The sequence below is a fragment of the Pauljensenia sp. UMB3104 genome (assembly GCF_030217285.1).
Lineage (GTDB): Bacteria > Actinomycetota > Actinomycetes > Actinomycetales > Actinomycetaceae > Pauljensenia.
In genome coordinates this window covers 27999-50855 of sequence record NZ_JASONN010000009.1, presented here as the reverse complement: position 1 = coordinate 50855, position 22857 = coordinate 27999, and the positions used below count along the sequence as shown (strand labels likewise).

Sequence of the window (22857 nt, the reverse complement as noted above, 5' to 3'; positions counted from 1 at the left end):
AGAGCATCAGCCGTTCAAGGCGTCGGACACGACCTGCTTGGCGGCCTCCTGGACCTGCGCCAGGTGCTCGGCACCCTTGAAGGACTCCGCGTAGATCTTGTACACGTCCTCGGTGCCCGAAGGACGCGCGGCAAACCACGCGTACTCGGTCGTCACCTTCAGGCCACCGATGGGCGCGTCGTTACCGGGCGCGCGCACCAGCTTCGCGACGATCGGGTCGCCGGCCAGCTCGGTCGCGGTCACGTCGTCCGCGGACAGCGCAGCGAGCTTCGCCTTCTCCTCGCGGGAGGCGGCCGCGTCGATGCGCGCGTAGGCGGAGGCGCCGAAGCGCTCAACCTGCTCCTCGTGCAGCTGCGACGGGGTCTTGCCGGTCACGGCCAGGATCTCCGAGGCGAGCAGCGCCAGGATGATGCCGTCCTTATCGGTCGACCACACGGTGCCGTCCTTGCGCAGGAAGGAAGCTCCCGCGCTCTCCTCGCCGCCGAAACCGACGGTCCCGGACAGCAGGCCGGGCACGAAGTACTTGAAGCCCACGGGCACCTCGATCAGGTCGCGGCCCATCGCGGCCACAACACGGTCGATAAGCGCGGAGGACACCAGGGTCTTGCCCACGGCCGCATCCGCACCCCAGCCGGGACGATGCGTGAACAGGTACTCGATGGCGACGGCCAGGAAGTGGTTCGGGTTCATCAGGCCATCAGGCGTGACGATGCCGTGACGGTCCGAATCCGCGTCGTTGCCGGTCGCGATGTCGTAGGGGGTGTTGCCCTCGGCATCGGGAGTCATGGCCTGACGCAGAGACGCCATCGCGTAGGGCGAGGAGCAGTCCATGCGGATCTTGCCATCCCAGTCCAGGGTCATGAACGGCCACGCCGGGTCGACCTCGGGGTTCACGACAGTCAGGTCGAGGCCGTAGTGCTCGCCGATGGCCGCCCAGTAGTCGATCGACGCGCCGCCGAGCGGATCCGCGCCGATGCGCACGCCCGCCTTACGGATGGCCTCGATGTCGATGACCTGATCCAGCTGCGACACGTAGAAGTCCAGGTAGTCGAAGGGCTTGATGTTCGGGTCGTGCAGCAGGTCCGAGCCGGTCACGCGGGGAACGTTCTTCCACTCACCCGAGTCGAGGAGCTCGTTGGCGCGCGCCGCAATCCAGCCGGTCGCATCGGTGTCGGCGGGGCCGCCGTGAGGCGGGTTGTACTTGAAGCCGCCGTCGCGCGGGGGGTTGTGGCTGGGGGTGACGACGATGCCGTCAGCCAGGCCATCGCCCTCGGCGCGCAGGTTGGCCGGCGCGCCGTTCGCGCCCAGGATCGCGACAGACACGGCGGGGGTCGGCGTGTAGGAGCCACGCGAGTCAATGCGCGTGTCGATGCCGGCGGCCGCGAGGACCTCCAGGGCGGTGCGCCACGCGGGCTCGCTCAGGGCGTGCGTGTCACGGCCGATGAACAGGGGACCGTTGATGCCCTGGGAGGCGCGGTACTCGATGATCGCCGCGGTGATGGCGATGATGTGCGCCTCGTTGAACTTACCGTCCAACGAAGCGCCGCGGTGGCCCGACGTTCCGAACGCGACGCGCTGTCCCACGTCGGTCGGGTCAGGGACGATGTCGTAGTAGGCGGAGATGACATCGTCGACGTTGATGAGGTCTTCTGGAAGGGCACGTGTGCCAGCTCGTTCATGCATAGTGACAGTGTTGCACGTTACGCCGCTTTGTGGCTAGCGCCGTCCCAGGGCGTGGACTTTTCCTTGTTTTCTCTTGTTCGAGGTTGTGGCTGGGAGGGCGCAAAAGGGCAGGTGGCAGCGGGGGTAGCTCCGGCCTCGTCCCCGAGAGAGGACAGGGGGTCTGCACGTTTTCCCAAAACCGCCAGCGAGCGACTATCCTATGAGATATCGGTCACCGAAGACCGTGACTGTGTCGTCAGGAGGAACACCGTGGGATGGTTTGATTCCATCGAACATAACCGTTGGCTGAGCAGCCACATGCAGGCGCTCATTGAAGAGGCAGAAGGCGCGATCGTCGCGACTGGTTTCGCGCACCTCGACGCTGATGGAAAGCCCGACCCGACCCGATCAATCGACCTGGCTGTCACGGGCCGCATGGCCTACGTGTTCTCGCTCGGCGCGCTCATGGGCCTGCCCGGCACACGCCGCTACGCCGATCACGCCGTCAAGGCGCTCACCGACTACTTCACGGACCCCGTCAACGGCGGCATGTGGTTCGCGATCAAGCCCGAACCCGACGAGGACGGACACGGCGTGCCATGGGACGAGGCCTCGCGCGTGAAATCGCAGTACCACACCGTGTACGCGCTGCTCGGCGCGGCCGCCGCGACCGTCGCCGACCGCCCCGGCGCCCACGAGCTGCTCAACCGCATGCTCGACGAACAGAAGGAACTGTGGACCGACGACTTCGGGCGCGTCTGGGACGAATACGACGAGGCCTTCACCGAGGCCGTCCCCGTCCACACGCTCGGCACCCTCATCCACACGATCGAGGCCTACATGGCCGCCGCCGAGGCCACGACCGAACCCGAGTGGCTCGACCGCGCCGAGAAGATGACAGCATTCGCCTACAAGGTCGCCTCCAAGAACGGATGGCGCATCCCGGAGTACTTCGACGAAAACTGGGAAGCCGACCACGAGGCCGGCAAACTCCTCAACGACGGGCGCCGCTACTACAAGGGCTACGTGACCGGCCACTCGATGCAGCTCGCACGCTTCGCCCTCCAGGTGCGCGCGGGCCTGCGCTCGATGGGGTGGGAGGTGCCCGACTACCTCCTCGAGATGGGGACCGAACTCTTTGAGCGCGCCCGCGTCGACGGATGGCGCCGCACCGACGCCTGCCCCGGCTTCTCCACCGGCGTGGACGACGAGGGCGACCCGATCCCCGGCGAAGACGAGCACCAGCAGTGGGTTGTCTGCGAGGGCGTATGCGCCGCTGTCGCCGTTCGTCGCGCGATGCTGGACGACGGTTCGCGCATCTCTGACGTCGAGCACTTCGAGCACTGCTACCGCTCCTTCGTCGACTACATCCACGACTACCTCATCAGCCAGCCCGGCCGCTGGGTGCGCCGCCTCGGCGCCCACAACGAGAACGTGCAGCCCGCCAAGTCCTCGCGCTGGGACGTCTACCACGCCATCCAGGCGACGCTGGCGATCCGTGTGCCGCTGTGGCCGCCGACAGCCCCCGCGATCTCACGCGGCCTCCTCGACCGCCCCGAGGAACCGGCCCCCGACAAGAAGTCCTGGAACTTCTTCGGCCTGCGCGGCTGACGCATCAAGTCTCTGATGGGCTCGGGCCCGGGGATGCGAGGGTCGCATCCCCGGGCCCAGTCCTGTAGGATGATCCGAGTCTGGAGGGCTGTCTGAGTGGCCGAAAGAGACGGTCTTGAAAACCGTTGTGTCAGCAATGGCACCGGGGGTTCGAATCCCTCGCCCTCCGCCGAGCCGACCGCCAATGGGCATCGCGGCGGGCGCACGTTCGCGCTCGCGGCAAAAATGCCCTAAAGTAGTCGGCACTGGAGACGTCGCATAGTCCGGTCGAGTGCGCCTCCCTGCTAAGGAGGTAGGGGTGCATAGCCCCTCGCGGGTTCAAATCCCGCCGTCTCCGCGCATGACCCCCGCGCTTCGAAAGAAGCGCGGGGGTTTTCGTATTCGCTGGGTCGTCGCATTGGCTCGCACGTGGGCCCGATAGGTGGTGGCCCGAGCCCTTTCATGCGCACGTTAACCCGATAGGTGGCGGCCTGGGCAGGCTGCCCACCATGCCACCAATAGGGTTTAGCTGCGCATTAGCGGGTTAAGGTCGCCAGTTGTGGGGCCCAGCTGCCACCAGTGCCGCACTGTCTCACCGCCTCACATGATCACTCCCACGGCGATGAATCCAGTTCTCACGACGCGACTCAGCCTCATGCGGGTTCCACCAACTCGCTCGTGGGGCCGATAGGTGGTGGCCTGGGCCCTTTCATGCGCACGTTAACCCGATAGGTGGCGGCCTGGGCAGGCTGCCCACCATGCCACCAATAGGGTTTAGCTGCGAATTAGCGGGTTAAGGCTGCCAGTAGTGGGGCCCAGCTGCCACCAGCGCCCCGCATGATCACTCCCACGGCGACGAATCCAGCTCTCACGATGCGACTCGGCCTCATGCGAGTCCCACCAATGCGCACGTGAACCCGCTCATACACACCTGGGCCCGACGACTCGCACGCGGGCCCGATGGTCTACACGTGGGTAGTACCGCCCACGCGCATATCTAGGGGTTGATATGCGCATCAAAGGGCTTACGTGCGTATGAAGGGGTTAACGCGCATATTCAGGGGTCCACGTGCGACCAACACGCCACGACAGACACCGTTGCGCCAAAACGCAGGCTACTTCGCCACTAGCAGCCCGTTTTCAGGGTTTTTCGCCGAGGTGGTCTGCGATTTGGGCACTACACCACCACAAGTCACGGCCGCGCCGCCGCCAATCGGGGAGTTGCACTACACGGGGGTTCGACACGCCGGCGACACGCCGCGAGAAGGCTTCGTGTAGTGCAAAACCCCCATCGCAGCCAGCCTGATGTGCGCCGCATCGCCTACAAGTCCTGGGCATAGGGCCAATTGGCACGAAAAGATTCGCCCAGCACGGCCCCTCCGGCGGCTCTTCCGCGAAAAAGTTCTCCCAGCACGCGCAAAAACGCCGAATTTGGGCCAATTTGAGCGCGCAGGGAGAACTTTTTCGCGCTTTCACGATCTACCAGCGACGCAGGGAGGACTTTTTCGCGCGTGCAGACGTAGGCCCTCCAGCGCACTACCCATCAGGACACTAGGCCCCACTGGTATGGAGGGCGCCAGAGGGGCCGGAGGGCACGGGAGGATTCGAGGCGACGCGCAAAGTCGCACATCAGCGACCTGGCCCCACTGGTGTGGAGGGTGTTGGAGGGCCCGGAGGGCTCGGCCGCGGTATCCACAAACAACAGGAGCACCCAGCCCAAGCAAATTTCGCATGCAATTCCCCCACGACACGGATTGACGCGCGCTCAAAAACCGCAGAATATCAACGATCAGATTTCAATAGTTGAAATACTCTTAGGGGAATTGCATGCGAAATTGCCGAGATGCAGTCAGGACTCAGTACCATGCCGCGACCAGGCCCGCTGGTGTGGAGGGCGTCGGAGGGTTTGGAGGGTCTGGCGGCGGTGCCGGTGGGCTGAGGTAGGGCCTGGCCGGACTTCGAGCCGACGTGCCGGGCCGCCCATCACACCAGGCCCCACTGGTGTGGACGGTGCCGGAGGGTTTGGAGGGCCAGGCCGCAGAGCCCGCGGGCGGTGGCGGGGCCTGGCCGGACAACGAGTCGACGCGCCGAGTGAAGCTCGCTGCGCGGACGACTCGCGGGCGGGCCGCCGCCCACGGGCACACCAAGCAGCCCGGCCCAGCGAGCAGCCCGGCCCCACACGCCAACGGGTGGAGCGAAGTGCGAAAGCTGAATGGAGTGGCGGGGCGTGCCTCGAGCTGACATCCAGCTGGGCAATACGGCAACAGGGACCGCCATACTCATCGAAGCCTTATGGATGCTGAGTAATCGCGCGCTGGACAAGTGTTGTGTGATGCGTCACTAGATTGAGTGATTGCGTATCGGCCAATACCTATTGTGCTGGTCATATTTTGATGATGGTCGCAGGGGCGTTCTGATAATTGCTCAGAAATCTCTTGATGCTGCGGGCATGCGCTCACTGACCAGGGGTTCAGAGAAGTTGTTATATAGCCGTTATGCCCGGAATTTCAACGAAATACACCGTTGTAGTTGTGGTTCAGGTGATACCTGTTAGGCATGGTGGCAGCCGCTACTCCTTCACTAGGCTGGGACGCAAGTCCTGTCCATTTTCAGTTAGAAGGAGAAGTCGATGTCTCGACTGCGTCCGTTCCGCGCCCGTGTGGGCGTTGCGGGTGCTGCCAGCTTGGCCGCTCTCTCGCTTCTCGTCACGTCGCTGACGCCTTTCGCTTTGCGAGCCAGCGCCGCTGAGGAAAGTACGCAAGCAACCGACGTGGCGTCCTCGCAAGACGGCGCCACGGCCTCGTCCGAGTCCGAGGCCGCCGCTGCGCCCGCCGCCGATACCGATGCAGCCGGGGCCGAAGCCCCCGCCGCCGACGCTGAGGCCGCTGATACGGAGGCCGGCGCTGAGGCTCCCGCCGCCGAGGTCGCACCCGAGAACCAGCCCCGCACGCGCCGCGCCCGCGCGGTGACGGAAGACCAGGCGACCCTGGCCCTCAACGTTGTCAACGACGCGCAGACCCTGCGCATCCACGACGAGCAGATCACGACGATCAACTTCTCCTGCTCCTCGGTGACCACCCCCTGTAAGCAGGCGGAGATCGAGCTGGCGTTGCCCGGCCCCATCACGCCGGACGGCCTCAAGCTCGCCGAGCGTGGCTACACCGTCGTCCCCGTGACCGGCGACAGCGTCACCAAGACGATCACCTCGACCGAGAAGAACCCTGACGGCACCCGCGTGCAGCGCTACATCTTCAAGCTGAAGGATCCGCTCCCCGCCGGCACGTCCGACCGTATCCAGGTCACCTGGAACTACAGCTACTACGATGCACCGAACAACTCGACGACCACCCAGAAGGTGCGCTTCAGCGCGCTGAACGCTGAGAAGATCGAGAACGAGCTCACCACCACGTGGACCGCCGATACCGACATCGCGATCGAGAAGAGCGGCCCCACGAAGGCCTCTGACTACCCCGCAGTCGGCGGTGAGGCGACCTACAAGCTGCGCTACGGCTATCAGCAGATCGACCAGGACAACCCCAACAAGGTCGGTATCCGCTGGAACGGCTCCTCGCTGAAGAACGGCAACAACGGCCTCGGCTTCGTGGGTGTCCAGAACATCAAGGTTGTGGACCCGCTGCCCGCCAAGGCCGTCTTCGTCACGGCCTCCGACGGCGGCGTCTACGATCCGGCCACCCATACCGTCACCTGGTCCTACGATCGCTGGTTCTGGCAGAACCCGATCGATTCGACCGTCACCGTGAAGTACCCCGAGGGTACGGTTTCGCTCGATGACACGGTCACCAACAAGGCGACCATCAGCGCCGAGGTCATGAACGACCCGACGAAGACCCTGACGAAGAGCTCCGAAATCACGCACGGCTTCGCCGAGCGTAAGGTCGGCGGCCGCATCATGAAGACCGGCAACGACTACCAGTACCAGGTTCGCGGTGGCCTCTACCCGTGGCGTTTCGCCGGCATCAACTCGGGTAACACCACCCTTCACTTCCGCTGGGAAGATACCCTGCCCTGCACCTGGTCCACCCAGGATGCGAAGGCCGCCGGCGATTCCTGTGACCAGCCGACCATGGTGGGCCCCTACCGCTTCACCGTCTTCGGCAAGTCCGGATACGAGGACAACGGTGGCTGGACCCTCGAGTACTGGACCAACAAGGGCAACCACGAGACCGTCACCTACTCGAAGACGAGCCCTCTGACCCTGCCGGACGGCGAGTGGATCACCCGCTTCACCATCGACACCGACGCTGCTCCGCAGACCAGCCCCCAGGCGTGGCTGTACGGCACGACGCCTAAGACGCTGCCCACGACGGAGCCCGCGGACTTCACCTCGCACTACAACCCCGCGCTGCCTCCGGAGAAGTACTACAACTACGTGGCCTCCCCGGACTACGTGCGCTTCCAGAACTGTGCCACCGGCACGGTGACCGATAAGGACACTGGGACCGTCGTCACCTCGAGCGACGAGCTCTGCTCCTGGATGCGCGTGCGCGACGAGTTCCCGAGCGTCCAGGTCTACAAGACCGTGCGCACCAACCCCGTGGTCGTGGGCAAGCCCGCCACCTTCTTCATCAACGGCACCGCCAAGTCGGCCACCGAGGGGGGCACGCCCACGCCGTTCACCGTTGTGGACCTGCTGCCCGAGGGCTTCGACGTCGACGATGCCTCGGCGATCGTTCCCGAGAAGCGTTCCACGCTGAAGAACGCCGACGGCACCCCCTACGACCTCAGCAAGGTCACGGTCGAGATCGAGAAGAACTACAACAACACCGGCCGCACCCTCATCCGCTGGAACGTTCCGGATCCGGTCGAAGGTAGCCTCTACTCGACCTTCAATGTCAACGTGCTCGCGACGGCCGCTGCCGGCCAGAACACGAACGACGCCATGGCGTTCATGCCCGGCGACGGTGCTAAGTCGAGGACCGAGGACCAGAGCCTGCGCAACACCAACTACTGCATCGGTAGCCGTGCAGTCGACACCTTCGACGTCAACGGCAACGGGTCGACCACCGACTACGTGTGTAACGCGGCGACGAACTTCAACGTTGCGACCACCCCGTCGATGAATATCGCGAAGGAAGTCAAGGGCAACAAGAACGCGGACTTCGTCCCCGCCGGTGAGATCGCAGAGATTGACCCGGGTGCGGACGGCGCCTACCGTTTCACGATCGCCAACACCGGTAACACCCCGCTGACGAAGGTCGTGGCCTACGACGTCCTGCCCCACCTGAACGACGTGGGTGTGGGTCCCGCCTCCTCGCAGGCACGCGGCTCCCACTGGAAGCCGAACCTGAACTCCACCACCTGGGCATTCCAGTCGGTGAAGCAGAAGCCGGGTCGTGACCCCGAGATCACGGCCGTTCCGGCCTCGGATATTACGGTCCAGTACTCCACCGTTCCCAACCCCTGCCGCGGCGAGGTTCTCTCCGCGGGCGGCTCGATGAACGATGCACCCGCTGGTTGTACCCCCAACGCGTGGGGCGACGCTCCCGCCGACCTGACGACGATCACCGGTTTCCGCCTGGTGATGAACCGCGACATCGAGCCCGGTGAGAAGATCCAGTTCGTGGCGACCATGACCTCCCCGGTCAACGCCAACCTCATCGCCTGGAACTCCGTCGCGATGTCCGGTGGCTCCATGCAGAACGGCAAGGTGTCCTACCTGCTGCCCAACGAGGCCCCCAAGGTCGGCATCAACGTTTCCACCGATGTCGAGGTCGCCAAGACCGTGTCCCGCGTCAAGATGAACGGCGATCAGCCGGTTCGCGACGCCAACGGTATTCCTGAAACCCTCCAGTCGACGGAACCGATCATGCCGGGCGACTACATGCTCTACCGCATCACCCTGAACAACAAGGGTCCGGCTGTTGCTTCGGGCATGACCGTCAAGGAAGTCCTCCCGGCAGGTGTTGAGTACGTCTCCGCCGAGACGCGCATCTGCCAGGACGGTGCGACGAACCCGTGCACAGGCACCGTGAAGGCAGATTCCGGCTTCGAGGTCCTGGATACGGACTGGCGAGCCATGGAGTCCGGCGTTCTCAACACCAACCTCTACGTGGGTGGCACCGAGACGCTGTACGTCCTCGTGAAGGTTCAGGACGGCACCGAGGGCAAGACCATCACGAACACGGCCTCCTTGGGCGACTTCGACCAGATCGACTCCAACAAGGACAACAACACGGCCAGCGCATCCTTCACCGTGGGTGGCACCATTTCGGGCACCATCTACAACGACAAGGACGCGACCTGGTTCAACGATTCGCCCGTCCTCGACAGTCCCTTCGAAGGTGTGACGGTTCGTCTGCTCGACGCCGACGGTAACCCGGTGAAGGATGCGTCCGGCGCGGACATCACCGCCAAGACCGATGCCGACGGTAAGTACACCTTCACCCGTCTGCCGATGGGCTCGTACAAGGTCGAGGTCGTTCCGGGCGCGGCGAAGGTTGACGGCGCTGACGTGAACCTGTCCGACTACAAGCAGACCTACGGCTACGGCTCGTCGACCAAGCGCAGCGAGGCCGGCAAGGGCAAGCTCGTCACGCCGAACCCGATCGAGCTGACGACCGCCGCCCCCAACGCCACGAAGGTCGACTTCGCGTTCGTGAAGCCCGCCTCGGTGGGTAACTTCGTGTGGTTCGACGCGAACAAGGACGGCATTCAGGACGCGGACGAGGCCGGTGTCCCCGGCGTCACCGTCACCCTGACGGACGGCGCCGGCAACCCGGTCATCGACCTGGACGGCAACCCGGTCAAGCCCGTGGTCACGGACGCCAACGGCAAGTACGAGTTCACGAACCTCATGCCGAACGTTGATCGGATCGTTGCGAACGCGGGCGAGGAGAACTACAAGGTTGTCTTCACGGTTCCCGCCGGCTACTCCGCGACCACGTCCTACGCGGCTGCGGATGGTGAGAAGGACTCCAACGGCGCCGACAGCTCCGTGACGCTCACCCAGGGCCAGAACGACGAGACCGTCGACTTCGGCCTCGTCGCCGACGGCACGATCGGTGACACCCTGTTCTGGGACGTCGACAACAACGGCGGTTCTGCGCCTTCAGGCCCGGACAAGCCGCTGGCCGGCGTGACCGTCACGCTGACCTACACGACCCCCGCGGGCGTGCAGAAGACGCTGACGACCGTCACGGACGCCGACGGACACTACTCGTTCAAGGACCTCGCCCCCGGCGACTACGTGGTCACGGTCGACAAGACCTCCCTGGCCACCGTGTGCCCCGAGTGCACCGCTCAGACCCACGCCCCCTCGGGCAACCTGACGGCCTCGGAGGGCCAGGAGCTCTCCCTCACCTCCAAGGTGACGCTGAGCCCCGGCGCGATGACGAACAACGACCAGGACTGGGCGTTCACCGGCGTCGCGAACACGGCGATCGTCAAGGCGATCGCGGAGCCGACCGAGGTTCCGGCGGGTGGCTTCACCCCCGGCACGTCCGTCACCTACACGCTGACGCTCACGAACGAGGGCCCGAGCCCCGCCACCGGCGTCATCGCGCAGGATAAGCTCCCCTCCGGCGTGACCTTCGTGTCCGCGCAGGGCGATGGCACCTACGACGCCGCCTCCGGCAAGTGGGACCTCAGCTCTGAGGTGATCGAGAAGGACGCGACGCGCACCCTGCGCATCACCGTCACCATCGATGCCTCCGCCGCCGGCTCGGTCGTGACCAACACGGCCACGATCGAGAAGCAGGACCAGATCGGCGACAAGACGACGGACAACACCTCGTCCGCGGACCTCACCGCCGGCTACACGATCGCGGGCAAGCTCTACAACGACGCCAACGCCTCGTTTAGCTCCGATAACGGTGAGAACCCGTACGCGGGCGTGACCGTTGCCCTCCTCAAGAAGGACGGCACCCCCGTCCTCGACAAGGACGGCAACCCGGTCACGGCAGTGACCGATGCCGATGGCAAGTACTCCTTCCCCGGTCTGGCACTGGGCGAGTACACCGTCAGCGTCGTCGACCCGACCTCCGGTCCTCTGGCGGGCACCAAGCCCACCGAGGCCTACACGGGCCGCTACAAGACCACCGCGGACGTGACCATCGCCGAGGCCACAGGATCGGTCATCGACGTGAACTTCGGTTTCGTCAAGCCCGCCTCTGTCGGTGACAAGGTGTGGATGGACGTCAACCGCGATGGCATCCAGGACGCCGACGAGCCCGCGATGCCGGGCGTGACGGTGACGCTGACGCGCGCCGACGGCTCTGCCGTGACGGATGCGTCGGGTAACCCGGTTGCGGCCGTGACTACCGACGCGAATGGACAGTACAAGTTCGAGAACCTGCTGCCCGGCGATTACAAGGTGTCTTTCACGAACCCTGCGGGTTATGAGGCCACCGTGTCGGACGCTGGCAGTGATCGCGCTCTCGATTCCAATGGGACCGAGGCTTCGGTGACCCTCGCTCAGGGCCAGGACGATGCGACCGTGGATTACGGTCTGGTCGGTACCGGCGTCATCGGTGATCAGCTGTTCGTGGATGTCAACCAGAACGGCGGGGGTGCCCCCGATGCTGGTGACAAGCCGCTGGCGGGTGTGAAGGTGACGCTGACGTGGACTGGTCCGGGTGGTATCACTCGTACCTATGAGACCACCACGGACGCTGATGGTAAGTACAAGTTCGAGAATCTGCTGCCTGGCGAGTACAAGGTGTCGGTTGACCCGGAGTCGCTGCTGGCTGCCGAGCCCCTGCTCGATGTGCTGACCCACGCCCCGTCCGGTGACGTGGCGGCCAAGAAGGTCGTGTCCGAGGAGGCGAAGGCCGACAAGGACAAGCTGGCCGCGGCGTTCAACCTGAACGCATCGGTGACGCTGACGGGCGAGAAGAACCAGAATCTTGATCAGGATTGGGGTTTTGGTATCTCGGCTGACACTGCGATTATGAAGGCGATCACCGATCCGGATGAGGCTGCTCAGGAGTCCTTCGAGTTCACCCCGGGTCAGCGCGTGACCTACACGCTGACGCTGACCAATAATGGTCCGGGCGTGGCGACGGGTGTGAAGGCCGCTGACAAGCTTCCCGCTGGCGTTGCGTTCGTGTCCGCGCAGGGTGATGGCTCCTACGACTCGGCCACGGGCGTGTGGGATCTGTCTGATCTGACCCTGGCCAAGGGTGATGTCAAGACGATCACGATCACGGTTACGATTACGGGTGAGGGCGCGGGCCAGTTGGTCACCAACGTTGCTCGTATTACTCACCAGGATCAGGCAGGCGATGACCCGACCAACAACGAGTCTTCGGCCTCGTTCAAGGGCGGATACAACCTGGGTGGCACGATCTACCGTGACTCGGATGCGTCCTACTCCAAGGGCGACGACGAGCAGCGCTTCAAGGGCGTCACGGTCGCGCTGCTGAACGAGGATGGCACCCCGGTGCTCGACGCGAACGGTGATCCGATGACCGCGACGACCGACGAGAACGGTGCCTACCAGTTTGTGGGCCTGGCTCCGGCCTCGTACCGCGTGGTGATCGTGGATCCGAACTCGGGTGATCTGGCGGGGCTGCTGCCCACGCAGGCCTACACCGGTCGGGGTGCCACCCAGGCGTCGGTCACCATCTCTGACGCGTCGGTGCAGGGCGTGGACTTCGGTCTGGTTGCCCCCGCCAGCATCGGTGACCGCGTCTGGAACGACGTCAACGCCAATGGCGCTGACGACGGCGAGCCTGGCATCGGAGGCGTGACCGTGATCCTCACCGACGCTGACGGTATGGAGGTGGCTCGCACCACCACCGATGCGAATGGTAACTACCGTTTCACGGGCCTGATCCCGGGCACCTACACCGTCTCCATCGAGGTCCCGTCCGGCTATGCGGCTGCGACCACCTCGATGAGCGTGAGCGTGGGTGAAGGCGAGGAATACGTGGACGCGGACTTCCCGCTCACCCTGATCCCGGCCCCGACCCCGGCGGTGACGGTGGCGAAGGTCCTGGCTCGTACCGGCTCGGACGCCTCCGTGTTCGGTGGTATGGCGGCCATGGCAGCCATCGCCGGGTTTGCGGCTCTGGCGGGTAAGCGCCGCCGCGAGCGTGAGGAGGCCTAACCCGTAGGCGGGGCCCACACCCCACACGGGGTGCACGCCTGAACAGGAGAGGGGGCGCGAGACCAACACATGGTCCCGCGCCCCCTCCCCTATACCCACAAGGCGACGATCACATCAGGGCCACTAGTGATGTGACCTTGGACACTCGTATGTCTTGTCGTTTGCTCCGCCCGTGTCGTTGATCTGGTCATAATTTGATCAGCTATCGTGGCGGAACTTTTGATGATTATTCGATAAATCATAGGCCTGCGAGCGATTGTCCCACTGACCACTAGTTCAAAGAACTTGCTCAGAAACTGTGTAACCAAATCTCTGCGACATTGCAGTCTTTCGCTGTCATCATGTGTCCTTCTGTAAGGGCTAGAGACGGCTGGTTGCCTTCACTACGCTTGAGATCATCCTGTCCATATTCTGCCCATAGAAGGAGAAGTCGATGTCTCGACTGCGTCCGTTCCGCGCCCGTGTGGGCGTTGCGGGTGCTGCCAGCTTGGCCGCTCTCTCGCTTCTCGTCACATCGCTGACGCCTTTCGCTTTGCGAGCCAGCGCCGCTGAGGAAAGCACGCAAGCAACCGACGTCGCGTCCTCGCAAGACGCTGCCACGGCCTCGTCCGAGTCCGAGGCCGCCGACGAAGCAGCCGACGCCGAGGGTGTTGCCGCCCCCGCCGCTGCCCGCGACGAGTCCGCCACCCTGGCGATGACCGTCGTCAACGACTACACCACTCTGCGCGTGCGCGAGGACCAGATCACGACGATCAACTTCTCCTGCTCCTCGGTGACCACCCCCTGTCAGGGTGCCGTCATCGAAATGACACTGCCCGGACCGATTACTCCGGCGGGACTGAAGCTCATCGAGCAGGGCTACACGGTCGTCCCCGTCACGAGTGACGTCGTCGCGAAGAGCGAAAACTACGTCGAAAAGTCGGCCGATGGAGCGCGCGTGCAGCGCTACCGCTTCACGCTGAAGGACCCGCTGCCCGCGGGCACCTCGGACCGCATCCAGATTCCGTGGCGCTACAACGGCAACGATGCACCGAATAACTCCACCACCACGCAGCACGTCGTCTTCTCGGCCAACAACGCCGCCAGCATCGAGCAGACGCTGAGCACGACGTGGACCGCCTCGACTGACGTCGCCATCGAAAAGTCGGGCCCGACCAACCGCCTGTACTACCCGGCGGTCGGCGGCGAGGCCACCTACGAGCTGCGCTACGGCTACCAGCAGAACGACACGACCAAGCCGAACTCGGTTGGCACCCGCTGGGGCGGGACCGCCTACAACGGCAAGGTCGTCGGCATCGGCTTCCAGCAGGTGCAGAACATCAAGGTCGTCGACCCGCTGCCCGCGCAGGCAGTCTTCGTGAGCGCCTCGAACGGCGGCGTCTACGACGCGGCGACCCACTCCGTGACCTGGTCCTACGACAAGTGGGCGTATCAGAACCCCATCGAGTCGACCGTCACCGTGAAGTACCCCGCCGGCACCGTGACGACCGCGGACACGGTCACCAACAAGGCGACCATCACCGCCGAAGGCATGAACGAGCCGACCAACGTCGTCACCAAGAGCTCCGAGATCACGCACGGCTTCGCCGAGCGCAGGGTCGAGGCCAGGGCTGAGAAGATCGGTACCTACAACCGCGACTACGCGCGCGGCGATACGCTCCCGTGGCGTTTCGAGGGAAGCAACTCCGGTAACACGACGCTCCACTACCGCTGGGAAGACACCATGCCCTGCACCTGGTCCTCCCAGGACGGTAAGGCCGCCGGTGACTCCTGTGACCAGCCCGCCTTCGTGGGCCCCTACGAGTTCAAGATTTCCACCAAGTCCGGATACGAGGAGATGGGCGGCTGGACCTTCGAGTACTGGACCAACAAGGGCAACCACGAGACCGTCACGTACAAGACCAGCAAGACCCTCACCCTGCCGGACGGCGAGTGGATCACCCGCTTCGTCATCGAAACGGACGCGGCCCCACTGTCCAGGCCGACCGTCGACCTGAGCGCCGCGGTCTCGCGCAGCGTCCCGAAGACCGAACCCTCGGACTTCACGAACCACTACAACGCCGTGCTGCCCCCTGAGCGCTACTACGACACCGTCGCCTCCGAGGACTACGTGCGTATCCAGAACTGCGCGTCCGTCGTGGTCACCGACAAGGACACCGGCGCCGTCGCGCTGTCGAACGACAACACGTGTAGCTGGACTCGTATCCGCACCGAGGTCCCCGGCGTCCAGGTCCGTAAGGAACTGAACACCAACCCCGTCGTGGTCGGCAAGCCCGCCAACTTCATGATCGTCGCCGAGGCCCGTAAGGCCGTCGACGGCGGTACCCCCACGCCGTTCACGGTCGTGGACCTGCTGCCCGAAGGCCTCGACGTGGACGACGCTTCCAACATTCGTGCGGAGAGCTACTCCGTCCTGAAGAACCCGGACGGCACCGCCTACGACCCGGCCAAGGTGAAGGTTGAAGTGGAAAAGAACTTCAACAACACGGGACGTACCCTGATCCGCTGGATCGTACCGGATCCGGTCGAAGGCGCGTTCTTCTCGAGGTACAGCGCCAAGGTCCTGACCACCGCTCCGGCCGGCGACACCACGAACACCGCCTGGGCGTTCATGCCGGGTGGCGGAGCGAAGCCCTACGACCAGGACCGCGGTGTCCGTAACCTCAAGTACTGCATCCGCAGTCGCGCTCAGGACACGCTCGATCTCAACCAGGATGGTTCGACGACGGACTTCCTGTGCGATTCCAGCGTGAACTTTAAGATCGCCACGACCGCGGGCATGAACATCGCGAAGGAAGTCAAGGGCAACAAGAACGCCGACTTCGTCCCCGCCGGCCAGATCGCAGAGATCGACCCGGGTGCCGATGGCGCCTACCGTTTCACGATCGCCAACGCGGGCAACGCTCCGCTGACCAAGGTCGTGGCCTACGACATCCTGCCCCACCCGGGTGACGTGGGCGTCGGCCCCGCAGCCAACCAGGCTCGCGATTCCCGCTGGAAGCCGAACCTGAACTCCACGAACTGGACATTCCAGTCGGTGAAGGAACGCCAGGGTCGTGACCCCGAGATCACGACCGTTCCGGCCTCGGACATCACGATCCAGTACTCAACGGTGCCGAACCCCTGTCGTGGCGAGGTGCTGTCCGTGGGCGGCTCGATGAACGACGCTCCCGCTGGCTGTACCCCCGACGCGTGGGGCGACGCTCCCGCCGACCTGGCATCGATCACGGGCTTCCGCATCGTCATGAACCGTGACATCGAGGTCGGCGAGAAGATCCAGTTCGTGGCGACCATGACCTCCCCGGTCAACGCCAACCTCATCGCCTGGAACTCCGTGGCGATGGCGGGTGGCGTCACCGAGAACGGCAAGGTGTCCTACCTGCTGCCCAACGAGGCCCCCAAGGTCGGCATCAACGTCTCCACCGACGTCGAGGTCGGCAAGTCGGTCGCCCGCGTCAAGATGAACGGTGACGAGGTCGCGCGCGACGCAAACGGCCTGCCCGAAACCATCGAGTCGACCGAGGCGATCATGCCGGGTGACTACGTGCTCTACAAGGTCAACCTGTCCAACAAGGGACCGGCCGTGGCCTCGGGCATGAACGTGGCCGACACGCTGCCCGATGGCGTCGAGTACGTCTCCTCCGAGACGCGCATCTGCCAGAACGCCGGTCCGATCCCGTGCACGCAGGGCGTGTACGCCCCCGCCTCCTACGACGAGGCCACCGGCACCTGGAAGGCGATGGAGTCCGGCATCCTCGACACCAACCTGAACGTTGGTGGTACCGAGACGCTGTACGTCCTCGTGAAGGTCAAGCCCGGTACCGAGGGCTCGACCATCACGAACACCGCGACGCTCGGCGATTTCGACCAGATCGACTCCAACAAGAAGAACAACACGTCGAGCGCGACCTTCACGGTCGGCGGCACGATCGCAGGCACCATCTTCAATGATGCCGACGCGTCGTGGACCTTCGGCCCGGGCGACGATAAGCCCTTCGAGGGTGTGACGCTGCGTCTGCTCGACGCGGACGGCAACCCCGTGAAGGACGATTCCGGCGCGGACATCACCACCAAGACGGATGCGGACGGTAACTACCTGTTCAACCGCCTGCCTCTCGGCTCCTACAAGGTCGAGGTCGTTCCCGGCGACGCGAAGGTTGACGGCACCGACGTGAACCTGTCCGACTACAAGCAGACCTACGGCTACGGCTCCTCCACGGACCGTACCCAGGTCGGCCAGGGCAAGCTCGTCACGCCGAGCGCGATCGAGCTGACGGCCGCCGCGCCCAACGTGACGAAGGTCGACTTCGGTTTTGTCAAGCCTGCGTCCGTCGGTGACTACGTCTGGTTCGACGCCAACAAGGATGGCCTCCAGGATTCTGACGAGCCCGCTCTGCCGGGTATCACCGCAACCATCGTGGACGCATCCGGTAACCCCGTCGTTGATGCGTCGGGTCGTCCGGTTTCGGCTGTGACGACGGGTGCGGATGGTAAGTACACCTTCGAGAACCTGCTGCCGGGTGATTACAAGGTGTCTTTCCAGGCGCCTGCTGGTTACGAGGCGACGGTTTCGGATGCTGGTGCTGATCGTGCTAAGGATTCCAATGGTGCTTCGGCTTCGGTGTCCCTGGTTCAGGGGCAGACGGATGACACGATTGATTTCGGTGCTGTTGGTACCGGTGTGATTGGTGATCAGCTGTTCGTGGATGTCAATCAGAACGGCGGGGGTGCCCCGGATGCTGGTGACAAGGTGTTGCCGAATGTGAAGGTGACGCTGACGTGGACTGGTCCGGGTGGTATCACTCGCACGTTTGAGACGGTCACGGATGCTGATGGCAAGTACACGTTCGAGAACCTGCTGCCGGGCGAGTACAAGGTGTCGGTTGATCCGGAGTCGCTGCTGGCTGTCGAGCCCCTGCTCGATGTGCTGACGCATTCGCCCGCGGGTGATGTGGATGCCAAGAAGGTCGTGTCTGCGGATGTGAAGGCCGACAAGGACAAGCTGGCGCAGGCGTTTAACCTGAACGCGTCGGTGACGTTGACGGGTGAGAAGAACCAGAATCTTGATCAGGATTGGGGTTTTGGTATCTCGGCTGATACGGCGATTCGCAAGGCGATCACTACTCCGGATGAGCAGGCTCAGGAATCCTTTGAGTTCATTCCGGGAGCTCACGTGACGTACACGTTGACGCTGACCAATAACGGTCCGGGCGTGGCGACGGGCGTGAAGGCCGCTGACAAGCTCCCCGCTGGTGTTGTGTTTGAGTCCGCTGCTGGTGATGGTTCGTACGATCCGGCTACTGGTGTGTGGGATCTGTCTGGTCTGACTCTGGCCAAGGGTGAGGCGAAGAAGGTTGCTATCACGGTTGTGATCACTGGTGAGGGTGCGGGCAAGCTGGTCACCAACGTTGCTCGTATTACGCATCAGGATCAGGTGGGCGATGACCCGACGAATAACGAGTCCTCGGCCTCGTTCAAGGGCGGCTTTAACCTGGGTGGCACGATCTACCGTGACTCGGACGCCTCCTACTCGAAGAGTGATTCTGAGCAGCGCTTCAAGGGCGTCACGGTCGCTCTGCTGAACGAGGACGGCACCCCGGTGCTCGACGCGAACGGTAACCCGATGACCACAACGACGGATGAGAAGGGTGCCTACCAGTTTGTGGGCCTGGCTCCCGCCTCGTACCGCGTGGTGATCGTGGATCCCGACAAGGGTGATCTGGCTGGTTTGATTCCGACTCAGGCCTACACGGGCCGGGGTGAGACTCAGGCTGCGGTGACGATTACGGATGCGTCGGTGCAGGGCGTGGACTTTGGTCTGGTTGCCCCCGCCACGATCGGTGACCGCGTGTGGTACGACGAGGACGGTAACGGTGCGGATAACGGCGAGCCCGGTGCGCCGAACGTGACCGTGATCCTCAAGGACGCTAACGGCGTGGAGCTGGCTCGTACCACCACCGATGCCAATGGTAACTACCGTTTCACGGGCCTGATTCCGGGGACGTACACGGTTGATATCGAGGTTCCTGCCGGGTTTAACGCGGTCACGACCTCGATGACGGTGACGGTTGGTGAGGGTGAAGAGAACCTGGATGTGGACTTCCCGCTCACCGTAATTCCGGCCCCGACGCCGACCCCGACGCCGTCCACCACGGTGGCGAAGGTCCTGGCCCGTACGGGTTCGGACGCCTCCGTGCTCGGTGGCATGGCGGCCATGGCAGCCATTGCCGGGTTTGTGGCTCTGGCGGGTAAGCGCCGCCGCGAGCGTGAGGATGCCTGAGCCAGGCGCGGGCTGACCCCCACACGGGGGTGATCCCACCAAGGGTGAGGGGGCGCGAGACCAACACATGGTCCCGCGCCCCCTCCCTTTTTCGCACCCTCGCCGACCGTCACCCCGCCAAGCAGAGTGCGGGCCCCAACCCCATAACTGAGCCCAGGCCTCGTCGATGAGCGAACGACCCACAGCGCGTGTGGAACGCGCGGCGCGGGACGCAGATGAGGGTGGGAGCAACTAGGCTTGGAGGGTGACCACTGCTCTGTATCGCCGGTATCGCCCCGACACCTTTGACCAGGTGATCGGCCAGGAACACGTGACGGAGCCGCTGAAGGCGGCGCTGCGCGCGAATCGCGTGACGCACGCGTACCTGTTCTCCGGGCCGCGCGGATGCGGCAAGACCACGTCGGCGCGCATCCTTGCGCGCTGCCTGAACTGCGCGCAGGGCCCCACGGACACCCCGTGCGGCCAGTGCGAATCGTGCCGCGAGCTGGCCACGGGCGGCCCGGGTTCGCTCGACGTCGTCGAGATCGACGCGGCCTCGCACGGCGGCGTCGACGACGCGCGTGACCTGCGTGAACGCGCCACCTTCGCGCCGGTGCGTGACCGCTACAAGATCTTCATCATCGACGAGGCCCACATGGTCACGAACCAGGGCTTTAATGCGCTGCTCAAGCTTGTCGAGGAGCCGCCTGAGCACGTCAAGTTTGTCTTCGCGACGACGGAACCCGAGCGCGTCATCGGCACGATTCGTTCGCGCACTCACCACTACCCGTTCCGCCTGGTGCCGCCGGATGTCCTCGGCCCGTACCTGACGACCCTGTGCGCCGAGGAACATATCGGCGTGGGCGAGGGCGTCCTGACCCTCGTTATGCGCGCGGGCGGCGGCTCGGTGCGTGACACCCTGTCGGTGCTCGACCAGCTGATGGCTGGCGCGATTGACGGCCAGGTCAGCTACCAGACGGCGGTCGCGCTGCTCGGGTACACGGACTCCGCGCTGCTCGATCAGTCCGTTGATGCTCTCGCGGGCGGTGACGGTGCCGCGGCCTTCCGCGTCGTCGAGCGCATGGTCGAGTCCGGCCACGATCCGCGCCGCTTCGTCGAGGACCTCCTCCAGCGTTTGCGCGACCTCCTCATCATCGCGGTGGCCGGCGACGGCGCGCGCGACGTCCTGGCTGACACCCCGCAGGACCAGTTCGAGCGCATGCAGCGTCAGGCGCAGAACTGGGGTCCGCACGGCCTGTCCCGCGCCGCCGACCTGACTGACGAGGCCCTGCGCGCCATGACGGGTGCGACGTCGCCTCGCCTCCAGCTTGAGCTCCTCATCGGCCGCATCCTCGTGCCCGCCCCCGCGCCCGCCCAGGCTCCCGTCCAGGGCACGGTCGGCATGACCGGAGGGGGAGCGCCGCGCGAGGCGTCCTCCGCTTCGTCCGAGGCCTCCTCGGGCCGTTTCGGCGCCCGCGAGGCCCGCGAGGCCCTGGCTCGCAAGAAGCAGGAGCGCGCCGAGGCCTCGGCCCCCGCTGCTCAGGTGGCGTCATCTGCCGCGCCCGCCCCTCAGGGCGTGCCCGCGTGGGGGAGCGGCCCCGACTGGTCCGCGCAGAAGCCCGCCGCACAGAAGCCCGCCGCGCAGAAGCCGGCACCGGAGTCGAGCCCCGCACCCGCGCAGGCTTCCGCACCCGTGCAGGCTGCGCCGCCCGAGGCCCCGCGCCGCGAGGCCCTGTCCACCCGTGACTCGGCGCCCGCGCGCGAGCCCGCGCCCGCCGCCCCTCCGCAGCGCTCGGAGGCACCCGCCTCCGGCCGCGACGCCGATATGCTGCGCGGCCGCTGGAACGAGGTCGTCGAGCGCCTGTCCTCCATCAGCCGCGTCACGTGGTCGATGGTCGGCGGTAACGCGCAGCTGGGGGCCGTCGACGGCTCCCACGTGGTTCTCCTCTTCCCGGTCGAGGCCATGGTCAACGCCTTCTCGCGCGGCCCCCGTGCGGCCGACGTCGAAAAGGCCATCAACGAGGTCACCGGCCTGAGCGTCAGAGTGTCCGCGCAGGTCGGGCAGGCCTCGGGCGGCCCGGCCACGACTGGCCCGTCGGCGCAGGCCTCGCACTCCGGCGCCTCCCAGCGCCCGTCCCAGCCCGGAGGCTGGGTCTCGGAGCCGCCCCCTTTTGATCAGGCCGCCGCGCAGGCGGCACCCGAACCCGAGCCGTGGCACGAGGCCGCGCCTGCCCCGCAGGCCCACGAGCGCACTGAGCAGGCGGCTCCCGTGCACGCTCACGGCGAGGAACCTGCCGCGCAGGCGGCCCCCGCGCACGCACCCGAGCCGGTCGACACCGGGTGGCCGGAGCCTGCGCGTGCACCCGAACCCGCGCCCGATCCCGAACCCGAGGGTGCTGGCTGGCCCGAGCCCACGCGCGCACCCGAACCGGCTCCCGAACCCGAACCCGAGGACGCCGGCTGGCCCGAGCCCGCGACGGTGACGCCGATCCGGCGCGAGCCCGTCGCCTCGGCCCCGACCGCGGCCTCTCAGACACCCGACCGGCAGCCCGACGCCGAGCGCCCCGCGCTGCCCGAGCGGGCGGCCCGCGCCCTCGCCACCGCCTCCTCCGACGCGCCCGAGGGGGCATCGGCCTCGTCCTCGAACGGCGAGGTGGCCCCGCGCAAGCACTCGTTCACGGTCTTCCGCTACCCGGGCGACCCAGAGCCCGCCGAGCAGCCGACGGACGCGCCCGCGCAGCCCGCCCCGGCCACGTCCCCCGTCTTCGACGATGCCCCCATCGCGCCCGCCGCGCACACGCCGTCGACCCCGACGGGGTGGGGTGACCCGGTCGTCATCCCCGGGGGAGCATCCGTCAACTTCGACGACGGCGCTGACTCGTGGACCCCGCCCGAGCCGGCTGCCCCCGCTGAAACGGCATCGATCAGCGCGGCACCGAGCGCCCCCGCGCAGGCACCGGCCTGGCTGGCGGCGGCCCCCGAGCCCACGCATGCCCCGGATTCCGCGCCCGGATTCGGCACCTCGCAACCCCAGCGCGACGCCGCACAAGCGTCCGACGCGCCGCTAACCGGCCGCGCCGCCGCGGAGGCCGCACTGCGCGAGAAGGCTCAGCGCGAGGCCGCCGTCGCCTCGACCCGCACCCACGCGGCCGACGACGACAGCGCCAGCATTGACGACGAAAACATTGAAAACTCGCAGACGATCGGCCTGGCAGCGGTCCTGGAGATCCTCGGCGGACGCGTCATCGAAGAGAAGATGACCGAGGGAGGATACTGA

5 protein-coding genes and 2 tRNA genes are annotated in these 22857 nt (G+C 65.5%); 6 read left to right on the top strand and 1 reads right to left on the bottom strand.

Annotated elements, in window-relative coordinates:
* Positions 1-6: 6 nt before the first annotated feature.
* Positions 7-1683 (bottom strand): phosphoglucomutase (alpha-D-glucose-1,6-bisphosphate-dependent), encoded by a 1677-nt coding sequence (pgm, locus tag QP415_RS06125; RefSeq protein ID WP_285099394.1) that lies wholly within the window; start codon positions 1681-1683, stop codon positions 7-9.
* A gap of 249 nt (positions 1684-1932) precedes the next feature.
* Between pgm and QP415_RS06120 the strand changes: the two genes are divergently transcribed.
* The 6 genes from QP415_RS06120 (at position 1933) to QP415_RS06095 (ending at position 22857) form a co-directional block, all read left to right on the top strand.
* Positions 1933-3273 (top strand): AGE family epimerase/isomerase, encoded by a 1341-nt coding sequence (locus QP415_RS06120; RefSeq protein ID WP_285099392.1) that lies wholly within the window; start codon positions 1933-1935, stop codon positions 3271-3273.
* Between the two features lie 82 nt (positions 3274-3355).
* Positions 3356-3442, top strand: a tRNA-Ser gene (locus QP415_RS06115).
* A gap of 78 nt (positions 3443-3520) precedes the next feature.
* Positions 3521-3610: transfer RNA gene (locus tag QP415_RS06110), tRNA-Ser, on the top strand.
* Between the two features lie 2271 nt (positions 3611-5881).
* Complete coding sequence (locus tag QP415_RS06105; protein ID WP_285099390.1) at positions 5882-13321, top strand: SdrD B-like domain-containing protein; 7440 nt, start codon at positions 5882-5884, stop codon at positions 13319-13321.
* 433 nt (positions 13322-13754) lie between these two features.
* A complete protein-coding gene (locus QP415_RS06100; protein WP_285099389.1) occupies positions 13755-19601 on the top strand; it encodes an SdrD B-like domain-containing protein in 5847 nt (1948 codons plus the stop codon).
* Between the two features lie 244 nt (positions 19602-19845).
* Entirely contained in the window at positions 19846-22857 is a 3012-nt protein-coding gene (locus QP415_RS06095; protein WP_285099388.1) for a DNA polymerase III subunit gamma and tau, read from the top strand.